We start from the raw sequence: 26,143 nt of genomic DNA, 5'->3' as shown, positions 1-26,143 counted from the left end.
CCATTACATTGTTATGAGGCAACGCCATGCATCCACGTTTTCAAACTGCTTTTGCCCAGCTTGCGGATAATTTGCAATCAGCGCTGGCCCCTATCCTGGCGGACCACCATTTTCCCGCCATGCTGACCGCAGAGCAGGTCTCGACGCTTAAAAATACGGCGGGACTGGACGAAGACGCGCTGGCTTTCGCACTGTTACCTCTGGCGGCGGCCTGCGCCCGTACCGATTTGTCCCATTTTAACGTCGGCGCGATTGCGCGCGGTGTTAGCGGCAACTGGTATTTCGGCGCGAATATGGAGTTCCTGGGCGCCACCATGCAACAAACTGTGCATGCTGAACAAAGCGCGATTAGCCACGCCTGGCTACGCGGCGAAAAAGGGCTCGCCGCCGTCACCGTTAACTACACGCCTTGCGGCCACTGTCGCCAGTTTATGAACGAGCTGAACAGCGGTCTGGATCTGCGCATTCATCTGCCGGGCCGCGCGCCGCATACGTTACGCGATTATCTGCCTGACGCTTTCGGGCCAAAAGATCTGGAGATCAAAACGCTGCTGATGGACGAGCAGGATCATGGCTTTACGTTAACGGGCGATACGCTAACGCAAGCGGCGATTACGGCAGCCAATAAGAGCCATATGCCTTATAGCCACTCACCGAGCGGCGTGGCGCTGGAATGTAAAGATGGCCGTATTTTCACCGGCAGCTATGCGGAAAACGCCGCCTTTAACCCTACGCTTCCCCCACTGCAAGGCGCGCTAAACCTGCTGAGTCTCAATGGCTATGACTATGCGGATATTCAGCGCGCGATTCTGGCGGAAAAAGGCGATGCGGCATTAATTCAATGGGATGCCACCGCCGCAACGCTGAAAGCATTAGGTTGCCATAATATTGACCGCGTGCTTCTCGGCTAAGCAAATGTGCCGGATAGCGACGCACTGGCGTCTTATCCGGCCTGACTCTCCTCTCCCGCGACCCGATACAAGGGAAATCATGCTGAAAATCTCCGCAATCAGACGGCGGTTTCTTGCGCTACGTCTTCGGGTACAGTAGCCTGATCGTACTTTCATCCTGGTATCGAGTTTCCTGCATGTTAAAGCGCGTGTTTTACAGCCTGTTGGTCCTGGTAGGCTTGCTGCTGTTGACGGTGCTTGGCCTCGATCGGTGGATGAGCTGGAAAACAGCGCCCTATATCTATGACGAGCTACAGGATCTCCCCTACCGCCAGGTTGGCGTCGTGTTAGGGACAGCCAAATACTATCGCAAGGGTGTCATTAATCAGTACTATCGTTATCGTATCCAGGGCGCGTTAAACGCTTACAATAGCGGTAAAGTCAATTACCTGCTGCTCAGCGGCGACAATGCCCTGCAAAGCTATAACGAACCGATGACCATGCGCAAAGACCTTATCGCGGCGGGCGTCGATCCTGCGGACATTGTGCTTGATTACGCTGGCTTCCGTACGCTTGACTCCATTGTGCGTACCCGCAAAGTGTTTGATACCAACGACTTTATTATCATCACTCAGCGCTTCCACTGCGAACGCGCCTTGTTTATTGCGTTGCATATGGGCATTCAGGCGCAGTGTTACGCGGTACCTTCACCCAAAAATATGCTGACAGTACGCTTGCGCGAATTTGGCGCCCGCTTTAGCGCGCTGGCGGATCTCTATATTTTTAAACGCGAACCGCGTTTTTTAGGCCCGCTGGTACCTATTCCCACGCAGCATCAGGTGCCGAATGACGCCCAGGGGTATCCGGCCGTTACGCCGGAACAATTGCTTGAACTGGAAAAGAAAAAAGGGAAATGATCATGGATGTACAGACGATATTTGTCATATTAGCCTTTCTGCTACTCCCGCTTTTTTGCTTCCGTGAGGCCTGGAAAGGCTGGCGAACCGGCGCGGTAGATAAAGTTGTCAAAAATGCGCGAAAACCGGTTTATGTCTATCGCCATGCCGATCCCGTACAATATTGGTCTTATCTTTTTCTTTATACCGGTTGCGGTTTTTTATTTACTGGAATGATTATTTATCTTCTTTTTTATCGTTAATCTATTTATTATCCCTTTAAAATTGAGAATAGTTATTATTATGATATAAGGAACAAATGCTGTTTTGCATTCTGGTTTCATTTTTTTGTGAATTCTTTCACAGAATACCCTTCTTTCAATGCTTAGGCTGGCGGTAGATTTTGGATCATTAAAACGCGTTATTTGCGTTTCGCCTTAATTTATTCAAGCATTAAGGAAGATTATATGCCGCAACAAAATTATCTGGATGAACTCACGCCTGGTTTTACGCCATTACTGGCAATAAAAGAGGCTTCACGTTGTTTATTATGTCACGATGCGCCCTGTAGTCAGGCTTGCCCGGCGCAAACCGATCCGGGGAAATTTATTCGTTCTATTTACTTTCGCAATTTTAAAGGCGCAGCGGAAACTATCCGGGAAAATAATGCGCTTGGCGCCGTCTGCGCCAGAGTCTGTCCGACGGAAAAATTATGCCAGCGCGGATGTACACGTTCCGGAATAGATAAACCTATTGATATCGCACGCCTGCAACGTTTTATTACCGATTTTGAACAGCAGACTGCCATGCAGATTTATCAGCCCGGGAGTAAAACACGCGGGAAAGTCGCGATTATTGGCGCGGGTCCGGCAGGTTTGCAGGCAAGCGTGACGCTCACACATTTAGGCTATGACGTCACCATTTACGAAAAACAGCCGCAGCCCGGCGGATGGCTGCGTCACGGCATCCCGGCATTTCGTCTGCCGCAAAGCGTACTCGATCAGGAAATTGCCCGCATTGTAGAAATGGGCGTCAATATTAAATGTAATTGTGAGGTGGGCGGGTCGCTATCGCTTGCGCAACTCAAAGCCGAATATCGCGCCGTGCTGATGACCGTCGGGATGTCCTGTGGCTCTGATTTACCGTTATTTGAGCAAGCCAGTCACGTAGAGATTGCCGTTGATTTTTTACAGCGCGCCCGTCAGGCCGACGGCGATATTAGCGTTCCGCGTAGCGCATTAATTATTGGCGGCGGCGACGTAGCGATGGATGTCGCCAGTACGTTAAAAATTCTCGGCTGTCCTTCCGTCACCTGCGTGGCGCGGGAAGAATTAGCCCAATTTCCCGCCAGCGAAAAAGAATTTACCAGCACGCAGGCATTAGGCGTATCGATTATTGATGGTTTTACGCCTGTCGCCGTCAGCGGAAATAAAGTGACCTTCCACCATGTACGCCACTCAGGAGAACTGACGCTGGAAGCGGAAAATATTATTTTGGCCGTGGGGCAGCACGCGCGACTGGATACCTTTGCGGAGATAAAAGCGCAGCATAATATTATCGACACGCACAATTATCAAACCGACGACCCGGCGATCTTTGCCGCTGGCGATATTGTTAAAGGTGATAAGACCGTCGTTTATGCGGTAAAAACCGGAAAAGAAGCCGCTCAGGCTATTCATCATTATTTAGAGGAGGCCTGCTCATGTTAACAAAAGATTTGTCTGTTACCTTTTGCGGCGTTAAGTTTCCCAATCCGTTTTGCCTTTCTTCTTCTCCGGTAGGCAATTGTTATGAGATGTGCGCCAAAGCCTATGATACCGGCTGGGGCGGGATCGTTTTTAAAACCATTGGTTTTTTTATTGCCAACGAAGTCTCTCCACGTTTTGATCATCTGACGAAAGAAGATACCGGTTTTATTGGTTTCAAAAACATGGAGCAAATTGCTGAGCATCCGCTGGAAGAGAATCTGGCCGCCATTCGACGGCTAAAACAGGATTATCCGGATAAGGTGCTGATTGCTTCCATCATGGGAGAAAATGAACAGCAGTGGCAGGAACTGGCGCGTCTGGTTGAAGAAGCCGGCGCGGATATGATTGAGTGTAACTTCTCTTGCCCGCAGATGACCTCGCACGCCATGGGAAGCGATGTAGGGCAAAGCCCGGAACTGGTTGAAAAATACTGCCGCGCCGTAAAACGCGGTTCATCTTTGCCAATGCTGGCGAAAATGACGCCGAATATTGGCGATATGTGCGAAGTCGCGCTGGCCGCTAAACGCGGTGGAGCCGACGGTATCGCCACCATCAACACCGTGAAATCCATTACTAACATCGACCTGAACCGCAAAATCGGGATGCCGGTGGTTAACGGTAAATCCAGCATCTCCGGTTATTCAGGAAAAGCGGTGAAACCCATTGCGCTGCGTTTTATCCAGCAGTTGCGAATGCACCCTGAACTGCGCGATTTCCCGATTAGCGGTATCGGCGGCATTGAAACCTGGGAAGACGCTGCCGAATTTCTGCTGCTGGGCGCGGCGACCCTACAGGTGACGACAGGCATTATGCAATACGGTTACCGCATTGTAGAAGATATGGCGAGCGGCCTCAGCCACTATCTGGCCGATCAGGGATTTGCCTCATTACAGGAGATGATCGGGCTGGCGAATGGCAATATTATCCCGGCGGAAGACCTGGATCGCAGCTATATCGTCTATCCGCGGATTAATCAGGAGAAATGCGTCGGCTGCGGACGTTGCTATATCTCCTGCTATGACGGCGGTCATCAGGCGATGGAGTGGGATGAACACAGCCGCACGCCGCATTGCAATACGGAAAAATGCGTCGGTTGTCTGCTGTGCGGTCATGTCTGCCCGGTCGCCTGTATTGATTTAGGCGAGGTCAAATTTAAAAAAGGCGAAAAAGAGCACGCGTTAACGCTGTAGCTCACGGTATGAAGCCCGGCGCGCAGTTTCGCTGCGCCGGGTTATCTGATAAGCAAAGTAATAGGTCTGGATAACTACTTCTTACGCGCGTATTTCAGCGAGTCCAGCGCCACGGCGAAAATGATAATGCCGCCTTTGATAATGTACTGCCAGTACGGGTTTACCCCTATATAGGTCAGGCCATAGTTGATGACGGTAAAGATAATGACGCCGGTCACCACGCCGAAGACCGTCCCCACTCCGCCGCTAAACGATACGCCCCCGACCACGCACGCGGCAATCGCATCCAGTTCATACATAAAGCCGAGGTTGTTGGTGGCAGAACCAATACGCCCTGCTTCCAGTAAGCCGCCGAAGGCATAAAACACGCCGGAGAGCGCATAAATCATCAGCAGGTTCAGCGCCACGTTTACGCCAGAAACTTTCGCCGCCTCCGGGTTGCCGCCAATAGCAAAAATGTTTTTACCAAAACGGGTCTTATTCCACAGCACCCAGACAAACGCTACCGCAATCAGAGCGTAAAAGGTGATGTAGGAGAGCCGGAAACTGCCCATCGCCACAAAGCCCTGCGCAAAGGTGGAAAAGCCGCTGTCAAAGCCGGAAATGGGCGAAGCGCCGACAAAGTCATAGTAAAGGGAGTTGATCCCATAAACGATAATCATCGTGCCAAGCGTGGTAATAAACGGCGTCACGTTCAGGTAAGCAATGATGATGCCGTTCACCAGGCCAATCACCGCGCCAATCGCGCAGACAATCAGGATGACCAGCGCAATCGGCATGGTCGCCATTTCCGGAAACACTTTATTGGCGTTTTCCATTGATTGCAGTAATGTTGCCGCCACGACCGCCGCCAGCCCTACCTGACGCCCCGCCGACAGGTCTGTCCCCTGGGTGACGATGAGTCCCGCCACGCCCAGCGCGATAATAATACGTACCGAAGATTGCGTCAGAATATTACTTAAATTCAGCAAACTTAAAAAAGTCGGGTCCTGGAAAATAATAATCGCCAGCAACACTAAAAGAACGACGTAAATTCCGCCCTCTTTCAGCCAGGTCAAAAAGCTTTTCTTGTTTAACGCACTCATAAGGAGCCCCTGATCTTAAAGGTGCAAAGAAGCAAGACGCAAAATTTCGTTTTGCGTTGTTGTTTTAGTATCGACAATGCCGGAAACGAGACCGTTACTCATCACCAGGATACGATCGGTAATCCCTAACAGCTCCGGCATTTCAGAAGAGATAATGATGATCCCCTTGCCTTTTTTCGCCAGTTCCGCAATAAGCTGATAAATTTCAAATTTTGCGCCGACATCAATGCCGCGGGTCGGTTCGTCCAGCATTAATATTTCCGGCTGCGTTAATAGCCAGCGACCAATGATCACCTTTTGCTGATTGCCGCCGGAAAGCGAACCAATTTGCGTGCGATGCCCCGGCGTTTTTACCCGCATGGAATCAATGACCCATTGGGTGTCGCTTTTCATCCGGGAATTATCCAGTAACCCCACTTTATTTTTATAATTACGGATATTCGAAATTAATGAGTTAAATCCGATATCCAGATAGGCGTAAATTCCGGTGGAACGACGCTCTTCCGTCACCAGCGCAAAACCGTGGTTAATCGCTTCGTTCGCAGTGTGATTATTAATTTTCTTGCCATGTAAAGTGATTGTCCCGGACGACTTCTCACGAATGCCAAACAGCGTTTCGACGATATCGGTACGCTTTGCCCCAACCAAGCCGGCAATGCCCAGAATTTCGCCCTTGTGCAAATCAAAGGAGACATCGCGAATGGAAGGCTGGCGCAGCGAGGTCAGGTGACGGACCTCCAGAATCACGTCGCCCGGCTTATTTTCTTTATCCGGAAAGCGCTGGTTCAGGGAACGCCCGACCATCATCGCAATGATCTTATCCATATCCAGCCCTTCCAGCGGCTGGGTGGCAATCCATTGACCGTCGCGCAAAATAGTAATTTCATCGCACAATTGAAAAATTTCTTCCATTTTATGCGAGATATAAACAATGCCGCAGCCGCGTTCTTTCAGCTTGCGAATAATGGTGAACAGATGATTAACCTCTTTCTCAGTTAACGATGAGGTCGGTTCATCCATAATAACGATCTTAGCGTTATAGGAAAACGCCTTCGCAATTTCAATCATCTGCATTTGCGAAACGGATAACGTTCCCACGCGCGCGCGCGGGTCAATATCGATATCCAGCTCATCAAATATCGCTTTGGTATCCTGGTACATTTTATCCTGGTCGACAAACATACCTTTGGTGGGATAACGCCCCAGCCACATGTTATCCATGACCGAACGTTGCAATACCAGATTTAACTCCTGGTGTACCATCGAAATCCCATTCTCCAGCGCTTCTTTCGCCGAATGGAAGTCCACTTCTTTTCCCTGAAATACAATGCTGCCGGAATCTTTTTGGTAAATACCGAAAAGACATTTTAATAATGTTGATTTGCCTGCGCCGTTTTCGCCCATTAATGCATGAATAGAGTGCGGACGAACGTTTAAGTTGACATTATCAAGCGCTTTCACGCCGGGAAATGATTTGTTAATGCCACGCATTTCCAACAAATATTCACCCGACGACGGAGAGATCGTGCTGCCCATAATGATACCCTGTCGGCCTTTTTAATTATGACTATCCGCGCCGGATGGCAAAAGAAATACGTTATCCGGTCTGCGGCGCGTCACCCTTCCACGGTTTCAGGGCGCAACAAAATTGCGCCCACAGACGGAAAAGTTATTTTTGGGTAAATTCGCTCAGATTGTCTTTGTCCACGCCGACATAAGGCACGCGCACGATTTTGTTCTCAATCTTCCAGCTGGTGCCGTCAGCCGCGCCCTTGCCTTCGGCGAGGTTTTTCGCCAGATCGAATGTCGCTTTCGCCTGATTGTTGGCGTCATTCAGTACCGTACCGGCCATCGCGCCCGATTTCACCAGCGCCAAAGCTTCCGGTAACGCATCGACGCCAAAGACCGGAATCGACGATTTATTATGCGCTTTCAGCGCCTCTACCGCGCCCATCGCCATCGCATCGTTATTCGCGATAACCACCTCAATCTTGTTAGCGTTCGGGCCAGACAGCCAGGCATCCATCTTATCTTTTGCCTGCGCGGTATCCCACATAGCGGTGTCTAACGCCAGTTGCTCGGTCTGAATACCTTTATCATTTAACTCTTTCACCACATACGTCGTACGGGCTTCAGCATCCGGGTGCCCCGGCTCGCCTTTCAGCAGAACATACTGAATTTTACCGTCTTTATTCAGATCCCAACCCTGATTCGCCTGCCAGTGTTTGGCAATCAAGTCGCCCTGAATCACACCGGATTCTTTAGAGTCAGTCCCGACATAATACGCCTTGTCATAGCTGTCCAGCGCTTTGCGGGAAGGCTCTTTGTTAAAGAACACCACCGGCACATTTTGCCCGCGCGCTTTCTCAATGACCGTACCGGCGGCTGCCGGGTCGACCAGGTTAATCGCCAGAGCTTTAACCCCTTTCGCCAATAAAACGTCAATTTGATCATTCTGTTTAGATTGATCGTTTTGCGAGTCATTCATCAGTAGCTGAACATCCGGCGCGGATTTGCCATCTTTTTCAATAGCCTTACGCACCACGGACATAAAGTTATCGTCATATTTATAAATCGTCACGCCAATACGAGTATCAGCCGCGTGTGCGTGCGCGCCGAATAACAGACTTGCCATCACGGCAGAAAGGGTCAGTACCTTCTTATTCATGGTAGCTCCGGTTTTATTATGTAGGGTATAGCGTAAAAAAATGCCCGGCTGTTCAGCACGTTAACGCGTGTTACTGAACGCCGAAGCGTATTTAGAGCCTATCCCACCAGGCGTTATTGGCGCAGCCAGTTTGGACACGGACAGCGCGCAAAAACCGGAGCGTACACGTAGTACGTGAGGTTTGACTCGCTACGCTCGCCCTTCGGGCCGCCGCAAGCGGCGTTCAAAACGCTAACGCGTTTTGGCGAGCACTGCCCAGGACCAAAATGGCAAGTAAAATAGCCCTAATGGGATAGGCTCTTATTCAACTCTTTATTTTTGTCCGGTAGTCGCGGGATATTGTGATAACGGTTTTTATAAGCGAAATACCCCAGTAAAACTGACAACTAACTGTTACACATTAGTTACAGTGCGACAAACGTTGTCATCATAACTATCACAATGTTAATAAACTGTGAATTTACTCACAGATTGAAAACGGTTACATGCGGTGCGTAATCAGTTAGTGATCAGTACCGCATTCTGTCGCCACGCCACCGAATGGCGCCGCACCAGGGTCGGCATAAAGCAGTGCGTCGCCGTGATATCCAGCGTGCCTGCGGCCCCCTGTAACGCCAGCTCGGTCGCGATTTTCGCCATAGAAGCAATAGGATAGCGCACGGTAGTCAACTGAGGATCGGTATAACGAGCAATAGGGATATCATCGAAACCGATGACAGACAGATGCAAGGGAATGCCGATGCCGTTATCTTTTAACGCCGTCAGCGCGCCCGCCGCCATGTTATCGTTATAGGCAAATACCGCCGTCAGTTGCAGATTGCGTCCCAGCAACTCAACCATTGCCGACTCGCCGCCCTGCATATCCGGCGTGCCGGTGCCAATCCAGCTCTCCGACGCAGCAACCCCCTGCTCTTGCAGCGCGTGTAACCACCCTTCTCTGCGCATCGCGTCATCTTCAATACGGTGGCTGGAGGCCAGGTAGCCGATGCGTTGATGTCCATTATTCAGCAACATTCGGGTCGCCATTCTGGCGCCGCTCACATTGTCGAGACAGACACAACGATGCGCATAACCCGGCACGATACGGTTAATCAGCACCATACCGGGGATCTGATCCATAAAGTCGCTCAGCTCGCGATCGGTTAAGGCTTTTGAGTGAACAATCAATGCGTTACAACGCTGACGGATCAAGACTTCAATCGCATGGCGCTCTTTTTCCGCCTCATGATAACTGTTGCCAATGAGAACATATTTCTGGTGCTGCTGCGCGACCAGATCTACGGCTTTCACCAGAGCGCCGAAAAAGGCATCGGAAACATCCATGACCACGACACCGATGGTATCGCTCACCTGGGTGGCCAGCGCTTGCGCATTCGCATTTGGCCGATATCCCAGCAGGGTGACGGCCTGCATAACGGCGTCACGGGTGTCGGGACTGACCAACGCGCTGTTATTCAGTACGCGGGAAACGGTCGCTACAGACACGCCAGCCTGGCGCGCTACATCACGAATGGTGATCATATTCACTGCCCTGTTTGAGTTCAAAAATGCTCACAAATGCCCCGTTAGCAGGCGGCTATTTTGTCAGCCCCCTGCCCAGGGCTGCGTGAGAAACATCACAGGGATGGAAACGGTTACAGCCATTTTGTTAATGAATGTGATCCAGATCGTTATCTGAGCGATCCTGACGCGCGCAACGTGAGTTGACGCCATAACCACTCGACCGGTCCCTGTCGCCAGAAACGTAGCCAGATGACGGAAAAGAGAAGGTTTATTGCCCATACCGGAACGACAAAGAACAAGAGTTCCAGTCGATTGAATTTCATAAATAAGCCAAACTGATAAAACAGCGTGGTACAGATGATCGTCTGCAGCAGATAATTGGTCAGCGCCATTCGCCCTACGCAGGCAATGGCAAGCGTCAGTCTGCATCGGCTAAGCTGCGGCCAGAAGCCAAACATCAGCGCGGCATAGCCCAGCGTTTGCAACGGCGCGCTCAGTTCGCGCGGCGCCTGCAATAAGAAGGCGCACCAGCGGTACGCCCAGTCCAGCCGCCATTGTAAAATGACCGCAGGCAGGTTGATCATTAGCCCTAACGCCACCAGCAGAACCCCGGTACGGCGATAGTGCCGCAGACTGTACTGACCTTTCAGCCAGCCGCTACGCATTAGCGCGGCGCCCAGCAGCATCATACCTGCCAGTTGCCAGCCATACTGCGCGCCGAGCGCCAGTAAACTATTCGACAGCATCTCTGCCCGGTTGCTGATAGCCTCCATGCCGCCGTTCAGCTTCCAGTATTTTTCATACAATATTGCCGACGCATCCGGCGTCCAGGCGCGGCTGGTTTCGCTACTCGATACCACGCCCAGCAGCAGTAGCACGCCAATCCCGACCAGATAAAGGAGTATGCCGGTATTGAACAGGCTTTTTACCGAAGGCGCGTCGCGTACCAGTCGCCAGCAAATTAACCCGACCAGACCGTAGGCCAGCAGAATGTCGCCGTCCCAAAAGAATAACGCATGGATAAAACCTAACAGTACCAATAGCGTTAAGCGCGACTGAATCCACTGTTTACCACGCGGAAGCAGCATTTGTAGCCCCGCGCCAAACAACAACGCGAACAGCGTAAGAAACTTAGCCTGCGCCACAATATCGAGAATCGCCCAGGACCAGGCGTCTTCGGGAACGATCGCGCCGTACCAGGCGGGATTGAGATAAGCCGCCTTCGGCAATCCAAAGGCGCTAATGTTAAGAAGCAGGATACCGAGGATAGCGACGCCACGTACAAAATCCAGCGTGACATTACGCTCCATCGTCTCCGCCTTAATCATGGATGATGGCGAACGGCACGCAGAAACTCCTGGCGCGTATTCTGGCTGGACTTAAACAATCCGCCCAGCGACGTCGTCGTCGTGGCGCTGGTTGCGTCACGAATACCGCGCGCTTTCACGCAGTAATGCACCGCATCAATCGATACCGCTACATTATTGGTGCCGAGCAAGGTTTGCAGCGCCGTCAGAATTTGTTGGGTCAAACGTTCCTGAACCTGTGGACGCTGGGCGAAGAATTGCACGATGCGGTTAATTTTCGACAGGCCGATCACGGAATCTTTGGGGATATACGCGACGGTCGCTTTGCCATCAATGGTCACGAAGTGATGTTCACAGGTGCTGGTCAGCGTGATATCGCGGACGGTGACCATTTCATCCACCTTCATTTTATTTTCAATGAGGGTAATTTTCGGGAAATTGGCATAGTCGAGGCCGGCGAAAATCTCGTCAACGTACATCTTAGCGATACGATGCGGCGTTTCCATCAGACTGTCATCGCTCAAATCGAGATTCAGCAACTGCATAATCTCAGTCATATGCCCTGCGATAAGACTTTTTCGCGTTTCATTATCCAGTTCATCCATAGGCGGGCGCAGCGGCGTTTCCAGCCCCCGGGCAACCAGCGCGTCATGAACCAGGGCCGCTTCTTTACTGAGTGATGGCATTAATCGTGTTCTCCTGCAGGTGTGGCGCCTCTGCCCTGCATGGGGCAAAGTTTGTCAATATTGTGACAGTGTGATTATTGTGCGTGAGGTAGCGCACATAATCCAGTATTCACGCCCATAATTGTTGAAATTGTCGCTGCCTTTCATGACATCTTTTCCGTTGCGAGAATGCTGGCAGGACAAAGGGCATATTTGTTAACGCAACGTTATTTAAATGATGAAGCATGTTTATGTATTACGGAAGTGAAAGTTACTCACAACGCGGTGAATAATCTGTATTATGAAGAATCTGCATACCTTATCAGGTTCACTATAAAAGGAGCTCCCGCATGGAAATGCTCGAAGAGCACCGATGTTTTGGCGGCTGGCAGCAGCGCTGGCGTCATCATGCCGCCACGCTAAACTGCGCCATGACATTCAGCATTTTTCTTCCGCCGACTCAGGATAATGAACCGCCTCCGGTACTGTACTGGTTGTCCGGGTTGACCTGCAATGATGAGAATTTTACTACCAAAGCAGGCGCGCAGCGTATCGCAGCAGAACTGGGCATTGTATTGGTGATGCCGGATACCAGTCCACGCGGTGAACAGGTCGCCGACGATAGCGGATACGATTTAGGCCACGGCGCCGGGTTTTATCTCAATGCCACACAGCCGCCCTGGGCCAGCCATTATCGCATGTACGATTACCTGCGCGATGAGCTTCCGGCGCTTATCCAGACACAGTTTAACGTCAGCGACCGTTGCGCCATCAGCGGGCACTCGATGGGCGGCCACGGCGCGTTAATCATGGCGCTGAAAAATCCGGGCAAATACACCAGCGTCTCTGCTTTTGCGCCCATCGTCAACCCCAGCCGCGTGCCGTGGGGAATCAAAGCGCTTACCGCTTATCTCGGCGAAGATGAATCAGCCTGGACTGAGTGGGATAGCTGCGAATTAATGCTGGCCAGCCAGCCGCAGGACGCCATTCCTGTGCTCATCGATCAGGGCGACAGCGATCAATTCCTCGCCGATCAACTTCAGCCCGCCGTACTGGCGGAAGCCGCGCGGCAAACCGCCTGGCCGATGACGCTACGAATCCAGCCTGGCTACGATCATAGCTATTATTTTATTGCGTCCTTCATCGAGGACCATCTGCGCTTTCATGCCCGGTATTTACGGGACGAGCGTGAGGCGTCACCAACATAATGAATTTTCCAGCGCCGCGCTGTAATTCACCTCCTCCGACTGCGGCGCGGAAGATTTATTATTTAAATCCGCGGCCTGCTGGCGTACCTGAAGGCGGCCGCTGCCCTCTCCGCCTTCATAACTTTCGTGAAAATTACGCAGCTCGGATTCAAACAGCACCGCATCAAGATTATGCAACTTATCCAGCGCCCGCAGGAGAGAAATTAACGTATCAAGATTGAGCCCTCCCCCCTTCTCGATACGCTTGATGGTGGCGATGCCAACGTGCGCGCGATCGGCAAGCTGCTGCTGGGTCATCGCAAGAGACAGACGCGTCTCCTTTAAGCGGGCGCACAACGACAGGATAATCTCGTCGTTATTCATCGTATTGTATTTCACGCTGTTACCCTCTCTTGCGCGGCTGAATTTTCCCCAGCGAACCATGATACGTTTCACGGTATTTAGCGCTCATGTCTTTACCGGTCTCGTACATCGCAGCAATGATCTCATCGAGCGAAATACAGGGTTCGCTTACGCGACTCATCGCCATCGTCGCCGCGTTTATCGCTTTCACGGCAGAGATGGCATTTCTCTCTATGCAGGGAATTTGTACCTGCCCGCCCAGCGGATCGCAGGTCAATCCCAGATGATGTTCCATGGCAATTTCAGCGGCGCTCAGCGTTTGCTCCACGGATGCGCCCATCAGTTCAGCCAGGCCCGCCGCCGCCATTGAGCACGCCACGCCGATTTCCCCCTGACAGCCAACTTCAGATCCCAGAATAGAGGCGTTTTGTTTAAACAATATCGCGATAGCGGCGGCGGTCAGGAAGAAACGGGTCAGAGCACCGGGCTCCAGCGGCGTGACAAATTTATCATACCAGCAGAGCGCTGCCGGAATGATGCCGCACGCGCCATTGGTTGGCGCGGTAACAATCTGTCCGCCGCTGGCATTTTCTTCGCTTACCGCAATCGCGAAGGCATTGACCCAGTTCAGCGCGGTTAAAAAATCGCTGGCGGAGCGGTTAGCCTGTAACGTCTTATGTAACGCACAGGCGCGCCGCGGTACCTGATAGGGACCGGGTAATACCCCCTCAGTATGCAGGCCGCGATAAACCGCCTGCTGCATCACGTCCCATATTTGCGCCAGATAATTCTGCAACGTCTGTGGCGAGTGGCGGCACAGCTCATTTTTCATCATCAGCGCCGCCACGGACAGGCCGTTACGCCGACACAGCGCCAGCAACTGCGCGGCATGACTAAATTCAAAGGGCGACACTGTACGCAAAGGAAGCGATGGCGTCAGCGGCTCGCCATGTTTACGAACCTGCCCGGCGCCGGTAGAAAACCAGGTCTCTTCATACACCGTAAAATAATCATCCCTGGCGCGAAACGTCATGGCATAAGGATGGCCTGGATGCGCCTGGTGATTAGCTATAATCTTGACTTTTATCGTGATTCCGCCCGCGTCAGAGAGCGGGAGTTCGATTTTGTTTTCATTTTCCGCACGCTTAATCACCGCCATATGCGAACGGAGATCGACATTCTCCGGCTGGCAACCCAGCAGCCCAAGATACAGGGCGGTATCCACATTGTGGCACTTGCGGCTTAACGATAACGCGCCATACAGCTCGATTTCAATTTCCCGAATTAGCGGTAACGTCTCTTGTTCTCTGAGCAATGAAATAAAGTGACAGGCGGCGCGCATCGGCCCTACGGTACGTGAGCTGGATGGACCTATTACTATTTTGAATATATCAAGGCAACTCTCCATCGTTATATCAATCCTTTCAGTCTCATTCGCGTTCAGTAATAAATAACATCCTCGCACAGTTGGCATATCAAAAGTGATACCTTTTGTGTCTGAACTTTACCTGGTATCAAAAACAACGCTTTTTTAGCCCTTTTCTGGCTGTGATATCTGTGATAGCACGAGATTCCACGCCGCAAAAGAGCCATTATAATACCCGTAAATTAAGGGAGTTATCATATGAGCATTATTTATTTTATTACTACACAGGATATCGATACGTTTCAGAAAAAATTACAGGAAACGTTATTGAATGCCGTCACCATGCCGTTTCCGCTATTATTTGATAAACGTTATGCCGCGCTTATCAATACTGCTTATCTAAAACTTACGCTGCCAGCGGAATGTCTGACGCCTGAATTTTATCGCTATTTACGCGAACTCTCATTGCAATGGCAGTTTGATTTTTTTATTAAGCCGCAGCCACTGCCTGCTAACGGTATTATCGCGTTTGATATGGACTCCACATTTATTGCGGAAGAAGGCGTGGATGAAATTGCCCGCGAGCTTGGCATGTCGACGCAAATCACCGCCATTACCCAACAGGCGATGGAGGGCAAGCTTGATTTTAACGCCAGTTTTACCCGACGTATCGGAATGTTGAAAGGCACGCCGAAAGCAGTGCTGAACGCCGTATGCGATCGCATGACCCTTTCGCCAGGCCTGTTAACTATTCTGCCAGTCATCAAGGCCAAAGGATTTAAAACCGCGATTATCTCCGGGGGACTGGATATATTCACCCAGCGTCTAAAAGCGCGGTATCAACTGGATTATGCCTTTTCGAATACGGTTGAAATACGCGATAACGTTCTGACGGATAACATTACCTTGCCGATTATGAACGCCGCAAACAAGAAACAGACGCTGGTTGACCTGGCTGCCCGGTTAAATATTGCCACGGAGAATATTATTGCCTGTGGTGATGGCGCCAACGATCTGCCGATGTTAGAACATGCTGGCACCGGTATTGCCTGGAAAGCGAAGCCGGTTGTACGGGAAAAAATCCACCATCAGATTAATTATCACGGTTTCGAATTGCTTCTTTTTCTTATTGAAGATGAATTATAACGCGACTCACCTCGCCGGAAGGGAATTTTAAAATGAGTATAAAAACATTTATTTTCAGCCAGCCCGATAAGCCGATTGTAAAAGAGAAAAAAGAGATAGACCAGACCTATAAAAAATTTCGTTTTGAGATTATCGCCTCGGTCTTTATCTCTTATGCCGTCTTTTATCTTACCCGTAAAAACTTCTCCGCCGCGATGCCGGCCATGCTGACGGAAACGTCGCTGACCGCAGAAGACTTCGCCATTATGTCTTCTATTTTTTACATTCTTTATGGCGCGATGAAGTTTGTCGGCGGGATGCTGGTCGATAAAATTAACCCGAAAGCCATGACCGGCCCGGTGCTGATTGGCGTGGGGATTGTAAATATTCTGTTCGGTTTTTCCGATAGCGTGGCGGCATTCTACGTACTGTACAGCCTCAACGCGATCTTACAGGGCACCAGCTTTCCGCCGATGGCGAAAATTATGGCCTCGTGGTTTTCGAAAAACGAACGGGGACGCTGGTGGGCTATCGTTGAAGCGGCGCACAATATCGGCGGCAGCCTCGCGCCGCTGCTGACCAGCTTTGCTATCGCCTTTAGCGGTAGCTGGAAAATGGGGTTTTATGTTCCCGGCGCCATTTCACTGCTGATGGGGATAGTGGCGCTATTTACCATTAAAGATCGTCCCGGTACGTTAGGTTTGCCCAACGTGGGGCAGTGGCGTAACGACCCGACGGAACTGGCCCAGGTCAAGGCCAGCCCGGTCAACCTGAGCTTCTGGCAGATTTTTGTGAAATATATCCTGACCAATCCACTAGTATGGATCATTATTATCGGTGATATGTCGGTTTATATTGCGCGCACAATCCTTAACGACTGGCCGCAGATTTACTATTCGCAGGTTCACGGCTGGAGCCTGATAAAAGCGAACTCGATTATTTCCTGGTTTGAGGCGGGCGGACTGGCAGGTGGGTTGCTGGCAGGCTACTTGTCTGACTTTATGTTCAAAAGTAACCGCTGGATGACCGGATTAATCTTCGCGTTAGCGCTGTGCATATGCATCGTGCTGGTGCCGCTGGTTCAGGATACCTCTTACACCCTCACCGCGATTCTGTTCACCATCATGGGCTTCGCCTTATACGGACCGCATATGCTTTTTGCCGTCGGCTGTCTGGATGTGACCCATAAGGATGCGGCGGGATCGATTACCGGCTTTCGGGGATTGTTCAGCTATGTCGGCGCGGCAATGGCCGGTGTGCCGGTAATTATGGTGAAAAATAGCTGGGCGTGGTCGGGCGTTTATATCTATGCGGTGATCGCCATTCTGCTAACGACTCTGTCGCTGGCGCTGCTCTCCAGGCTGCATCGGTTATAACATTCTGGCGACAGCGGCAAAACGCGGCTGTCGCCAGTCTCTGTCAGAAACGGTAATCCACCGCCATAAAGTAACGACGTCCGTCTTCGGTATAACCGTAGTCGTCGCGTTTGAGATCTTTATCGCCCACGTTCAGAACGCCCGCACGCAGTTTAACGTTTTTCGTCGCCTGCCATGCCGCGCCGGTATCCCAGACCACGTACCCGCCCGGCGTTTTCGCTGTTGCGCTGTCGGCCCGCTTACGCCCGGTATAATTCCCTGATACGTAGAATGACCAGTCTTCGAGCTGCGCCGGTTTCCAGTCCAGCGTACCGTTCGCGGTGTGGAACGGCAGATCGGAAAGCGGCTTGTTCCCGCCATTACTGACGTCGCGTCCGTCGTTATAGGTGTAATTCAACGACAGTTTCCACGCCTCGTTAAACGGAACTTTCAACTCGGTTTCCACGCCCTGAATACGCGCTTTATTCACGTTGTAATAACGGAAGACCGGAACGCGCTGTCCCCGACTGTTGGTTTCGAAACCGACAAAGTTGGAATAGCCGGGCGCGGCGTTAACGTCAGGGGTACGGCTAATGCTGATGCGATTGTCCACATCGTTACGGAACGTGGTAACGCTCGCTTCCACGCCCTCCAGTATGCCTTCTTCGCCACGGTAATAAAGGCCGAGCTCCCAGCTTTCACTGGTTTCAGGTTTCAGATCCGGGCTACCGATAATGCGGCATCCGCCACGGCAGGAGTTGGTCGCCCAGTCCGGACTTAATTGCAATAGCGACGGCGCTTTAAAGGCCGTGGCCCACCCACCTTTCACCGTCAGGGTATTCGTTGCGTTATAGACCAGATAAGCACGCGGGCTCCAGTGATCGCCATAGGTTTCATGGTCATCCATACGAATACCGGTGGTCAGCGCCAGCGGTTCGAAGATGCGCCACTCATCTTCAAGGAACAGAGCATACTGGCTGGCGGAGGTTTTAGTACTGGAACCGCCGGTCAGGTTCACCGCATCGCTCAGTTTATCGTGACGCCATTCGCCGCCGAAGGTGAGGAACTGGTTGACAGACGCTAACGGCAGAACGTATTTCCCGTCAATCGAATTGCTTTCTGACGTGATAGGGCTACTGTTGCCGGGGTTTTTGTTTTCCACTTTTTCGCCGTAGAATTTGAGCTCACTATTGCCGAGATCCCAACGTCCGTTATGGCTCAACGCATAGTTTTGCCGTTCCAGACGGTTTTTATCCAGCGAGTCGGAGTCCCGGTCCTGGCGATCAAAACCGTAGCCTGCGGTAACGTCATGATTTTCGTTTGGTGTCCAGGCAAACTCGACGTTTCCATCCCGGCTGGTAAATCCTTCAATGCGCGGCGTTTCACCCGTAGCGGTGGTGGCGGAACTCTGCTGCTCGTCTTTTTCGCGTTTCGCCAGGCTACCGTAGGCTTTCATTCCCAGCACGCCGTCGATCAGCGGACCGCTGGTAAAGAACTGACCGTTATAAGTATCGCCACGGTCGCGATGTTCCTGAATAGTGGAGTCAACCGTGACGCTGCCGTGCCATTTCTGACCAATTTTTTTGGTGATAATGTTGACCACGCCGCCCAGCGCATCGGAGCCATACAGCGAGGACATGGGGCCACGCACCACTTCAATACGTTCGATAGCGTCAACCGGTATCCAGTTCAGATCAAAATCATTATGGCGGAAGACCGCGTTACGGGAGTTAACGCGCTTACCGTCGATCAGGATCAGCGTATAACTGCTGTCCAGACCACGAATACTCACGCCTTTACGGTTATCCCCTTCGTTAGTGAGCTGTACGCCCGGCACCTCTTTCAGGACATCTTTCAGGTTTTGCACGGGCCTGCGCTGTAAATCTTGCTGGGTAATGACGCTGATACTTGCTGGCGCATCTTTCAGATTTTGTTCGATGGCGGACGCGGTAACGACCATAGTTTCACCATCATCCGTTGCCGCGGCAACCGGCCAGGCCAACGTAACTGCGGACATACAAAGCCCTACCCGAACGAAAGGGTTAAACCTAAACATTCCATTTCTCCATGAGGTAAATACGACAAAAAAATTGGTTATCGCTCACAACGCATTACGTTTCGCCTGCGATAACGGTTATCACGGCGAACTCTTTTTATGCAGGCGAGTCGGGCTCATGAGTGACGGTCGCGCCCGAATCTTCATCCTTTCTGATTTCGAGCGTAACGATAAAGCAAACGATAATAATTATCAATTTAATTGTTAATAATTATGTCATTTGAACCAATCATGAAGAAAAAACAAAAAACCCTCTCGAATGAGAGGGTTAGAAGAGTCAGATTCAGGCAGTCAGTGCCGGATAGCGGCATAAAAGCCTATCCGGCCTACGACGAGAATACCGCGTTACTTTTTAACGCGTTCCGGGAAGTGCATTTCGCTATAGCGCACGAAATGCGTACCTTTTATCAGCTTGTAGCCGAACCAGATAAGCAGGAACAGCGGAATACCGATATAGGTCGCCGCGACGCCGCCCCAGTCGATGGTATCTTTCAGGAACGCTTCATAGTTCTGCCCCAACGTAATAATCAGGCACAGTACAAAGGCGAAAATCGGCCCCAGCGGGAAGAACCCGGAACGGTACGGCAAATCATTCACATCATACCCTTGTAACACGTAACCGCGACGGAAGCGATAATGGCTAATGGCAATCCCCAGCCAGGCGATGAAGCCCGTCATACCGGAGGTGTTCAACAGCCACAGATAGACCGTCTGGTTGCCAAACATTGAGGTCAAAAAGCAAAGACCGGCAATCACGGTGGTGGCATAAAGCGCATTGCGCGGTACGCCGCCGCGGGACAATTTCGCAAAAATACGCGGGGCCTTACCGTCACAGGCCAGGGTGTAGAGCATACGGGTCGAGGCATACATCCCGGAGTTACCCGCAGACAGTACCGCCGTCAGGATAACCGCATTCATTATCGCCGCCGCAGACAACAAGCCCGCATGCTGGAACACTAAGGTAAACGGACTGACGCTAATGTCTTTGACGTCGTTACGCAGCAGGTTTGGATCGGTATAAGGAATGATCAGGCTGATAATCAAAATCGCGAAAACATAAAACAGCAGAATACGCCAGAACACCTGACGCACCGCGCGTGGAATATTCTTCTCCGGGTTTTCAGATTCCCCGGCGGCAATACCAATCAGCTCAGTTCCCTGGAAAGAGAAGCCCACGATCATCGCGACGCCAATCATTGCCGCAAAACCGCCAGCGAAAGGCGCATCGCCCGTCGTCCAGTTGCTCCAGCCGACCGGCTCGACACCTTTAAAAATGCCGATAATCATCGCTACGCCAACGATGATGAAGATAATAACGGTCGCGACTTTAATTAACGAGAACCAGTACTCCGCCTCGCCAAAACCGCGTACAGAAATGTAGTTCAGCAAGAAAATGACGCAGAGGAATAGCGCGCTCCAGATCCAGCCCGGCGTGTCCGGGAACCACCAGCCCATCACCAATTGCGCGGCAACCAGGTCAACAGCGATAGTCACCGCCCAGTTGTACCAGTAGTTCCAGCCCAGCGCGAAACCAAAGCCTTCTTCCACATAGTTCTGACCATATGTCGCAAACGAGCCAGATACTGGCATATAGGCCGCCAGCTCGCCAAGACTGGTCATCAGGAAGTAGACCATCAAACCAATCAGAATATAAGAAAACAGCGCGCCGCCTGGCCCCGCCTGAGAAATTGTCGCACCAGATGCAACGAAAAGACCTGTCCCGATGGAGCCGCCAATGGCAATCATCGTCAGGTGACGCGCCTTTAATTCGCGACGTAGCGCGGGCGCTTCTGTGGTTTTAGTTTTGGAACCCATGTGAAAATGCTATCCATCCAAAAAATGAGGCGCGATTGTAACAGACGAAATACTATCCTTCCGACACAAATGCGCGGTTATAAGAGACCTTCATGACCGGCCACGGATTATAAGTAAAGCAGAGAATAACGTATACGTAAGCGGATACTAAAAATGGCGATGCCGCCCGGGCAGCCCTCCTCTTCACCTTTATTCACAGTAACTCAAAAAACGCTGCAACGCGTTAGAAAGATGTTTCTGCCGATGATGAACACGCCACAACGTGCGCACAAGGCGCGGTAACGGCACCGCGACTTCGCCCAGGGTTCCCGCCTGGAGTTGTTCAGCAATCACCCGGCGCGATAAACAACTTATCCCCAGTCCATGACGCACCGCATGTTTGATCGCTTCTGAATTCCCCAACTCCATCGCCATATGAAAGCGCGGCAAATGCGACAACAGCAAATAATCGACAATTTCCCGCGTACCGGAACCGCGCTCGCGTAAAATCCATGGGGATGCCGCAAGCTGTTCCAGCGTCACCGGCCCCTGCGTCAGCGGCGAGGACGGCGCGGCAAAGACCACCAGCTCATCTTCCAGCCACGGCTCAGAGATAATCTCTGTACTGTGACACGGCCCTTCAATCAGGCCGATATCAACCCGAAAATCCAGCACCGCGTTAATCACGTCCTGGCTGTTTCCCACGCTGAGTTCCAGCGGCAAGGCCGGATAATGCTGGCGATAGCGGGCAATCATGGCGGGTAAAATGTAATTGCCGATGGTGCTACTGGCATAAACCCGTATCGCGCCGTTATCTTCACGAAATAGCTGCTCAATTTCTACCGCTTGCTCCAGCAATGCCAGCGCGCGCGGGTATAACAAGCGCCCATGTTCGTTGACCACCAGCCGTTTCCCCACCCGATCAAACAACTGTACGCCGAGCTGACCTTCCAGATCGGTGAGCGCGGCGCTAACGGCGGACTGCGATAATGACAGCATGACCGACGCCTGGGTTGTTGAACCGCTTTTCAGTACTTCAGCAAACACTTCAAGTTGTCGTAGCGTAATATGCATAGTCGTATCCCACCGATAGCGTTTCACTTACCACTTATAAAGATTAATTATAAATATATAATCAATTTTATTTTTAAACCAGATCACCGTAACCTTATTGTCCATATACAGGAGAAGGTTATGACAGAACTCACCTTGCAGAATCATCGTCGTACAATGTGGCATTTTATACCGGGGCTCGCTCTGAGCGCCGTCATTACAGGAGTCGCCCTGTGGGGCGGCGCTATCCCTGCCGTTGCAGGCGCGGGGTTCAGCGCCCTGACCCTGGCTATCCTGCTGGGTATGGTTATCGGGAATACCGTCTATCCACAAATATGGAAACAATGCGACGGCGGCGTGCTGTTTGCAAAACAACATCTGCTGCGTTTAGGGATTATCCTTTACGGCTTCCGCCTTACCTTTTCACAAATCGCCGACGTGGGTATTAGCGGTATTGTGATTGACGTATTAACGCTTTCCAGCACGTTCATGCTGGCCTGCTTCTTAGGCCAAAAAGTCTTTGGTCTGGACAGGCATACCAGCTGGCTGATTGGCGCCGGTAGCAGTATCTGCGGCGCGGCGGCGGTACTGGCGACAGAACCGGTGGTAAAAGCGGAAGCCAGTAAGGTTACTGTAGCCGTCGCGACTGTCGTTATTTTCGGCACCATCGCTATTTTCCTTTACCCGGCAATGTATCCGCTGCTGGCGCACTGGTTCAGCCCGGAAACTTACGGCATCTATATCGGCTCAACCATGCATGAAGTCGCGCAAGTGGTCGCAGCGGGTCATGCCGTTAGCCCGGATGCGGAAAATGCGGCAGTTATCGCTAAGATGCTGCGTGTCATGATGCTGGCGCCGTTCCTGATCATTCTGGCGGCACGCGTTAAACAGCTTTCACCGGCGACCGGCGCGGAAAAAAGCAAAATTACCATTCCGTGGTTTGCTATTTTCTTCATCGTAGTGGCGATCTTCAACTCTTTCCACCTGCTGCCGAAAGCCGTGGTGGATATGCTGGTGACACTGGACACAGTGCTGCTGGCGATGGCGATGGCGGCGTTGGGTCTGACCACTCACGTTAGCGCATTGAAAAAAGCGGGGGCGAAACCGCTGCTGATGGCGCTGGCACTATTCGCCTGGCTGATTATTGGCGGTGGCGCCATTAACGTCCTAATCCATAGCCTTATCGCATAAATTATTACGTTTCACGCCTGTTAACCCGTTATCATAGCGTTCGTAATGAACCGTTAGCGGGTTTAACAGGAGTCTTTTATGAAATACATCGGAGCGCACGTCAGCGCTGCTGGCGGTCTGGCTAACGCCCCTGCCCGCGCGGCTGAAATTGGCGCAACGGCCTTTGCGCTTTTCACAAAAAACCAGCGTCAGTGGCGTGCCGCCCCCCTTACTCCCCAAGTCATTGATGACTTTAAAATCGCCTGTGAAAAGTATCATTTTTCAGCGACGCAAATCCTTCCCCACGATAGTTACCTGATTAATCTGGGCCATCCGGTCAGTGAAGCGCTGGAAAAATCACGCGATGCCTTTCTCGATGAAATGCAACGCTGTGAACAACTCGGCTTAACCTTGCTTAATTTTCATCCCGGTAGCCATCTGATGCAGATTGCACAGGAGGATTGCCTGGCGCGGATCGCGGAATCTATCAATATTGCCCTCGCGCAGACCGAGGGCGTTACGGCGGTTATCGAAAATACAGCCGGTCAGGGCAGTAATCTGGGGTTTGAGTTTGAACAGTTAGCCGCCATCATCGACGGCGTGGAAGATAAGTCGCGCGTTGGCGTCTGTATCGATACCTGCCATGCCTTTGCCGCCGGATACGATCTGCGTACGCCAGAGGCGTGCGAAAAAACATTCGCCGAATTCGGGAAAATTGTCGGATTTCAGTATTTGCGCGGAATGCACCTTAACGACGCCAAAAGCGCATTCGGTAGCCGCGTTGACCGCCATCACAGTCTGGGTGAAGGCAATATCGGCCACGATGCGTTTCGTTGGATTATGCAGGATGCGCGTTTTGACGGTATTCCGCTGATACTGGAGACCATCAATCCTGATATCTGGGCGGAAGAGATTGCGTGGTTAAAAGCCCAGCAAATTGCCGAAGCGATGGCCTGACGCTCAATGTTCTTCAGGCAATAAAAAAGGCAGAGCGCGCTCTGCCTTTTTTAGCGTGTTTCTCTTACGCCGCTTTTGCCGCGACTTCCGTCTCCGGACGTTTCAGGACGGCATAAGCCAGTCCTGCCACCAGCGTACCGGCCACAATTGCCAGCAGGTATCCCAATACCGGCGTAATTGCGCCTGGGATAAGCAGAACAAACAGACCGCCATGCGGCGCCATCAATTTTGCGCCTACCGCCATAGAAATGGCCCCGGTCAACGCGCCGCCAACGATACAGCACGGCAGTACACGCATCGGGTCGCGCGCCGCAAACGGAATAGCGCCTTCAGTGATAAAGCACAGCCCCAGCACCAACGCCGCTTTACCGCCTTCCTGCTGCGCTTTGTCGAACTTACGACGCGCCACTATCGTCGCCAGACCCAGCGCTAACGGCGGTACCATACCTGCGGCCATGATCGCCGCCATCGGCGCGTAAGTTTGCGTACTCAGCAGACCAACGCCAAACGCATACGCCGCTTTGTTCACCGGGCCGCCCATGTCGGTACACATCATCCCGCCGAGAATCGCGCCCAACAGCACTGCGTTTGCGGTTCCCATGGTTTGCAGCCAGTGGGTGAGCCCTTCCAGAATCCCGGCAACCGGTTTACCGATCAGGTAAATCATTGCCAGCCCCACCACCAGACTGGAAATTAACGGGATGATCAGGATTGGCTTCAGCGCTTCCATACTTTGCGGAAGTTTCAATTTGGTACTGATAAGCTTCGCCATATACCCGGCAAGGAAGCCGGCAATGATCCCGCCGATAAAACCGGAACCGGTGCTAACCGCCAGCATACCGCCAATCAGACCTGGCGTAAGGCCTGGGCGATCCGCGATGGAGAAAGCGATATAACCCGCCAGTACCGGCACCATCAGCGCAAACGCCGAACCGCCGCCAATCTGCATCAGCGCCGCCGCCAGCGTGTCCGGCACCTTAAAGGCTTCAATACCAAAGGCGAAGGAAAGCGCAATACACAATCCCCCGGCAACCACCATAGGCAGCATGTAAGAAACGCCCGTCAACAGATGCCGGTATGCGCCAGCGCTCTCTTTCTTTCCTTCGGTCGCCGCTTGCGATGCCTTACCCGCCGGTTGATACGGCGTCGCTTCCGCTACGGCTTTATCCAGCTCCTGCGCCGTCTTTTTCAGCGCCAGGCCGGTCGACGTGCGGTACATCGGGAGACCGGCAAACTTCGCCAGATCCACTTCGATATCCGCCGCCACAATCACTAAATCCGCTTCCGCCACCTCTTCCGGGGTGATGGCATTGCCGGCCCCCACGGAGCCGCGCGTTTCGACTTTTACCCACCAGCCGCGTTTTTTCGCTTCCGTTTCAATGGCTTCAGCCGCCATAAAAGTATGGGCGACGCCGGTCGGGCAGGCCGTTACCGCGACCACGCGTTTCGGACCGCCGCTCGCCGCAGGAACAGCCGCAGCAGGGGCGCTGTAAGGGGTCGCATGGCTTTTGGCTTCACTCAGAAACAGTTCCGGATGCGCGACGGCGCGACCAATATCCCCCAGCCAAACCTTTTTGCCGTTCAGAGCATTGTCGTTCGGCAGAGATTCGCCCAGCACGATCGCCAGCTCAGCATCATTCGGATTGTCGATAATTTCCAGATTTGCTTTATGCGCCGCCGCTCCAAGCAGGGTTTTCGCCATGTAAGCGCGAGCCTGGCCGAGATTAGCGTCAATTATCAGCAGCGTTTTCATTATGCCTCTCCT

Annotated in this window: 22 protein-coding genes; 10 read left to right on the top strand and 12 right to left on the bottom strand. The window is 52.1% G+C overall.

Annotated elements, in window-relative coordinates:
* Positions 1-26 precede the first annotated feature (26 nt).
* From cdd to preA, 5 genes are all read left to right on the top strand, one after another.
* Complete coding sequence (gene cdd / locus HU143_RS08170) at positions 27-911, top strand: cytidine deaminase (RefSeq protein ID WP_000553526.1); 885 nt, start codon at positions 27-29, stop codon at positions 909-911.
* Between the two features lie 176 nt (positions 912-1,087).
* Positions 1,088-1,807 carry an outer membrane permeability protein SanA gene (gene sanA, locus HU143_RS08165; RefSeq protein ID WP_000920081.1) on the top strand — a complete coding sequence of 240 codons (720 nt, stop codon included), beginning with the start codon at positions 1,088-1,090 and terminating at the stop codon, positions 1,805-1,807.
* The gene (locus tag HU143_RS08160; RefSeq protein WP_000605187.1) at positions 1,804-2,049 is read left to right on the top strand and encodes a DUF2542 family protein; all 246 of its coding nucleotides are present in this window, start codon (positions 1,804-1,806) and stop codon (positions 2,047-2,049) included. Before sanA ends, HU143_RS08160 begins: the two co-directional genes overlap by 4 nt.
* Before the next feature lie 204 nt (positions 2,050-2,253).
* Positions 2,254-3,495: an NAD(P)-dependent oxidoreductase gene (locus tag HU143_RS08155; RefSeq protein WP_001136406.1), complete on the top strand. Its 1,242-nt coding sequence runs from the start codon at positions 2,254-2,256 to the stop codon at positions 3,493-3,495.
* A complete protein-coding gene (gene preA, locus HU143_RS08150) occupies positions 3,489-4,724 on the top strand; it encodes an NAD-dependent dihydropyrimidine dehydrogenase subunit PreA (RefSeq protein WP_000956095.1) in 1,236 nt (411 codons plus the stop codon). Before HU143_RS08155 ends, preA begins: the two co-directional genes overlap by 7 nt.
* A gap of 74 nt (positions 4,725-4,798) precedes the next feature.
* On the opposite strand, the gene mglC is transcribed toward preA, so the two are convergent.
* The 6 genes from mglC to folE form a co-directional block, all read right to left on the bottom strand.
* Positions 4,799-5,809: a galactose/methyl galactoside ABC transporter permease MglC gene (mglC, locus tag HU143_RS08145; protein WP_001275101.1), complete on the bottom strand. Its 1,011-nt coding sequence runs from the start codon at positions 5,807-5,809 to the stop codon at positions 4,799-4,801.
* Between the two features lie 15 nt (positions 5,810-5,824).
* Positions 5,825-7,345, bottom strand: a complete 1,521-nt coding sequence (gene mglA, locus HU143_RS08140) for a galactose/methyl galactoside ABC transporter ATP-binding protein MglA (protein WP_000535913.1) — start codon at positions 7,343-7,345, stop codon at positions 5,825-5,827.
* A 133-nt stretch (positions 7,346-7,478) separates the two neighbouring features.
* Entirely contained in the window at positions 7,479-8,477 is a 999-nt protein-coding gene (gene mglB / locus HU143_RS08135; protein ID WP_001036943.1) for a galactose/glucose ABC transporter substrate-binding protein MglB, read from the bottom strand.
* Between the two features lie 498 nt (positions 8,478-8,975).
* Positions 8,976-9,998, bottom strand: coding sequence for an HTH-type transcriptional regulator GalS (galS, locus tag HU143_RS08130; RefSeq protein ID WP_023227097.1), 1,023 nt, complete (start codon positions 9,996-9,998; stop codon positions 8,976-8,978).
* A gap of 149 nt (positions 9,999-10,147) precedes the next feature.
* Positions 10,148-11,290 (bottom strand): DUF418 domain-containing protein YeiB, encoded by a 1,143-nt coding sequence (gene yeiB, locus HU143_RS08125; RefSeq protein WP_001518079.1) that lies wholly within the window; start codon positions 11,288-11,290, stop codon positions 10,148-10,150.
* A gap of 14 nt (positions 11,291-11,304) precedes the next feature.
* Positions 11,305-11,973 (bottom strand): GTP cyclohydrolase I FolE, encoded by a 669-nt coding sequence (gene folE, locus HU143_RS08120; protein WP_001139611.1) that lies wholly within the window; start codon positions 11,971-11,973, stop codon positions 11,305-11,307.
* Positions 11,974-12,302: 329 nt separating this feature from the next.
* On the opposite strand from folE, the gene fghA reads away from it, so the two are divergent.
* Positions 12,303-13,160: an S-formylglutathione hydrolase gene (gene fghA / locus HU143_RS08115; RefSeq protein ID WP_000425487.1), complete on the top strand. Its 858-nt coding sequence runs from the start codon at positions 12,303-12,305 to the stop codon at positions 13,158-13,160.
* Here the strand turns inward: fghA and HU143_RS08110 are convergent.
* Both HU143_RS08110 and HU143_RS08105 read right to left on the bottom strand, forming a co-directional pair.
* Positions 13,149-13,538 carry a helix-turn-helix domain-containing protein gene (locus HU143_RS08110; protein WP_000876815.1) on the bottom strand — a complete coding sequence of 130 codons (390 nt, stop codon included), beginning with the start codon at positions 13,536-13,538 and terminating at the stop codon, positions 13,149-13,151. The genes fghA and HU143_RS08110 overlap by 12 nt on opposite strands.
* A 4-nt stretch (positions 13,539-13,542) precedes the next feature.
* Positions 13,543-14,910: an L-serine ammonia-lyase gene (locus HU143_RS08105; RefSeq protein WP_000443206.1), complete on the bottom strand. Its 1,368-nt coding sequence runs from the start codon at positions 14,908-14,910 to the stop codon at positions 13,543-13,545.
* Positions 14,911-15,126: 216 nt separating this feature from the next.
* Between HU143_RS08105 and serB the strand changes: the two genes are divergently transcribed.
* Both serB and HU143_RS08095 read left to right on the top strand, forming a co-directional pair.
* Complete coding sequence (serB, locus tag HU143_RS08100) at positions 15,127-16,014, top strand: phosphoserine phosphatase SerB (RefSeq protein ID WP_023227098.1); 888 nt, start codon at positions 15,127-15,129, stop codon at positions 16,012-16,014.
* Positions 16,015-16,046: 32 nt separating this feature from the next.
* Complete coding sequence (locus HU143_RS08095; protein WP_000023807.1) at positions 16,047-17,369, top strand: MFS transporter; 1,323 nt, start codon at positions 16,047-16,049, stop codon at positions 17,367-17,369.
* A gap of 43 nt (positions 17,370-17,412) precedes the next feature.
* Here HU143_RS08095 and cirA read toward each other — a convergent pair whose 3' ends face one another.
* The 3 genes from cirA to yieE all read right to left on the bottom strand — a co-directional run bounded on the left by cirA (position 17,413) and on the right by yieE (position 22,272).
* Positions 17,413-19,404: a catecholate siderophore receptor CirA gene (gene cirA, locus HU143_RS08090; RefSeq protein ID WP_023227099.1), complete on the bottom strand. Its 1,992-nt coding sequence runs from the start codon at positions 19,402-19,404 to the stop codon at positions 17,413-17,415.
* Positions 19,405-19,749: 345 nt separating this feature from the next.
* The gene (lysP, locus tag HU143_RS08085; RefSeq protein ID WP_000535000.1) at positions 19,750-21,219 is read right to left on the bottom strand and encodes a lysine-specific permease; all 1,470 of its coding nucleotides are present in this window, start codon (positions 21,217-21,219) and stop codon (positions 19,750-19,752) included.
* 189 nt (positions 21,220-21,408) lie between these two features.
* Positions 21,409-22,272 (bottom strand): DNA-binding transcriptional regulator YeiE, encoded by an 864-nt coding sequence (gene yieE, locus HU143_RS08080; protein ID WP_000548316.1) that lies wholly within the window; start codon positions 22,270-22,272, stop codon positions 21,409-21,411.
* A gap of 120 nt (positions 22,273-22,392) precedes the next feature.
* Here yieE and HU143_RS08075 point away from each other — a divergent pair, with 120 nt between their 5' ends.
* Together HU143_RS08075 and nfo are read left to right on the top strand one after the other, a co-directional pair.
* Positions 22,393-23,442, top strand: coding sequence for a YeiH family protein (locus tag HU143_RS08075; RefSeq protein WP_000137966.1), 1,050 nt, complete (start codon positions 22,393-22,395; stop codon positions 23,440-23,442).
* A gap of 78 nt (positions 23,443-23,520) precedes the next feature.
* Complete coding sequence (nfo, locus tag HU143_RS08070) at positions 23,521-24,378, top strand: deoxyribonuclease IV (RefSeq protein WP_023227100.1); 858 nt, start codon at positions 23,521-23,523, stop codon at positions 24,376-24,378.
* 64 nt (positions 24,379-24,442) lie between these two features.
* Here nfo and fruA read toward each other — a convergent pair whose 3' ends face one another.
* Complete coding sequence (gene fruA, locus HU143_RS08065; protein ID WP_023227101.1) at positions 24,443-26,131, bottom strand: PTS fructose transporter subunit IIBC; 1,689 nt, start codon at positions 26,129-26,131, stop codon at positions 24,443-24,445.
* Between the last annotated feature and the right edge of the window lie 12 nt (positions 26,132-26,143).

Source organism: Salmonella sp. SJTUF14076, from assembly GCF_015534835.1.
In the GTDB taxonomy this organism is placed as follows: Bacteria; Pseudomonadota; Gammaproteobacteria; order Enterobacterales; family Enterobacteriaceae; genus Salmonella; species Salmonella enterica.
Note: the sequence above shows the minus strand (reverse complement) of the source record. Positions and strands in the feature narration are given on the sequence as shown.

Coding starts and splice junctions, on each gene's coding strand:
- cdd (WP_000553526.1), top strand. CDS start 27: ATGCATCCACGTTTTCAAACTGCTTTTGCCCAGCTTGCGGATAATTTG.
- sanA (WP_000920081.1), top strand. CDS start 1,088: ATGTTAAAGCGCGTGTTTTACAGCCTGTTGGTCCTGGTAGGCTTGCTG.
- HU143_RS08160 (WP_000605187.1), top strand. CDS start 1,804: ATGATCATGGATGTACAGACGATATTTGTCATATTAGCCTTTCTGCTA.
- HU143_RS08155 (WP_001136406.1), top strand. CDS start 2,254: ATGCCGCAACAAAATTATCTGGATGAACTCACGCCTGGTTTTACGCCA.
- preA (WP_000956095.1), top strand. CDS start 3,489: ATGTTAACAAAAGATTTGTCTGTTACCTTTTGCGGCGTTAAGTTTCCC.
- mglC (WP_001275101.1), bottom strand. CDS start 5,809: ATGAGTGCGTTAAACAAGAAAAGCTTTTTGACCTGGCTGAAAGAGGGC.
- mglA (WP_000535913.1), bottom strand. CDS start 7,345: ATGGGCAGCACGATCTCTCCGTCGTCGGGTGAATATTTGTTGGAAATG.
- mglB (WP_001036943.1), bottom strand. CDS start 8,477: ATGAATAAGAAGGTACTGACCCTTTCTGCCGTGATGGCAAGTCTGTTA.
- galS (WP_023227097.1), bottom strand. CDS start 9,998: ATGATCACCATTCGTGATGTAGCGCGCCAGGCTGGCGTGTCTGTAGCG.
- yeiB (WP_001518079.1), bottom strand. CDS start 11,290: ATGGAGCGTAATGTCACGCTGGATTTTGTACGTGGCGTCGCTATCCTC.
- folE (WP_001139611.1), bottom strand. CDS start 11,973: ATGCCATCACTCAGTAAAGAAGCGGCCCTGGTTCATGACGCGCTGGTT.
- fghA (WP_000425487.1), top strand. CDS start 12,303: ATGGAAATGCTCGAAGAGCACCGATGTTTTGGCGGCTGGCAGCAGCGC.
- HU143_RS08105 (WP_000443206.1), bottom strand. CDS start 14,910: ATGGAGAGTTGCCTTGATATATTCAAAATAGTAATAGGTCCATCCAGC.
- serB (WP_023227098.1), top strand. CDS start 15,127: ATGAGCATTATTTATTTTATTACTACACAGGATATCGATACGTTTCAG.
- HU143_RS08095 (WP_000023807.1), top strand. CDS start 16,047: ATGAGTATAAAAACATTTATTTTCAGCCAGCCCGATAAGCCGATTGTA.
- cirA (WP_023227099.1), bottom strand. CDS start 19,404: ATGTTTAGGTTTAACCCTTTCGTTCGGGTAGGGCTTTGTATGTCCGCA.
- lysP (WP_000535000.1), bottom strand. CDS start 21,219: ATGGGTTCCAAAACTAAAACCACAGAAGCGCCCGCGCTACGTCGCGAA.
- yieE (WP_000548316.1), bottom strand. CDS start 22,272: ATGCATATTACGCTACGACAACTTGAAGTGTTTGCTGAAGTACTGAAA.
- HU143_RS08075 (WP_000137966.1), top strand. CDS start 22,393: ATGACAGAACTCACCTTGCAGAATCATCGTCGTACAATGTGGCATTTT.
- nfo (WP_023227100.1), top strand. CDS start 23,521: ATGAAATACATCGGAGCGCACGTCAGCGCTGCTGGCGGTCTGGCTAAC.
- fruA (WP_023227101.1), bottom strand. CDS start 26,131: ATGAAAACGCTGCTGATAATTGACGCTAATCTCGGCCAGGCTCGCGCT.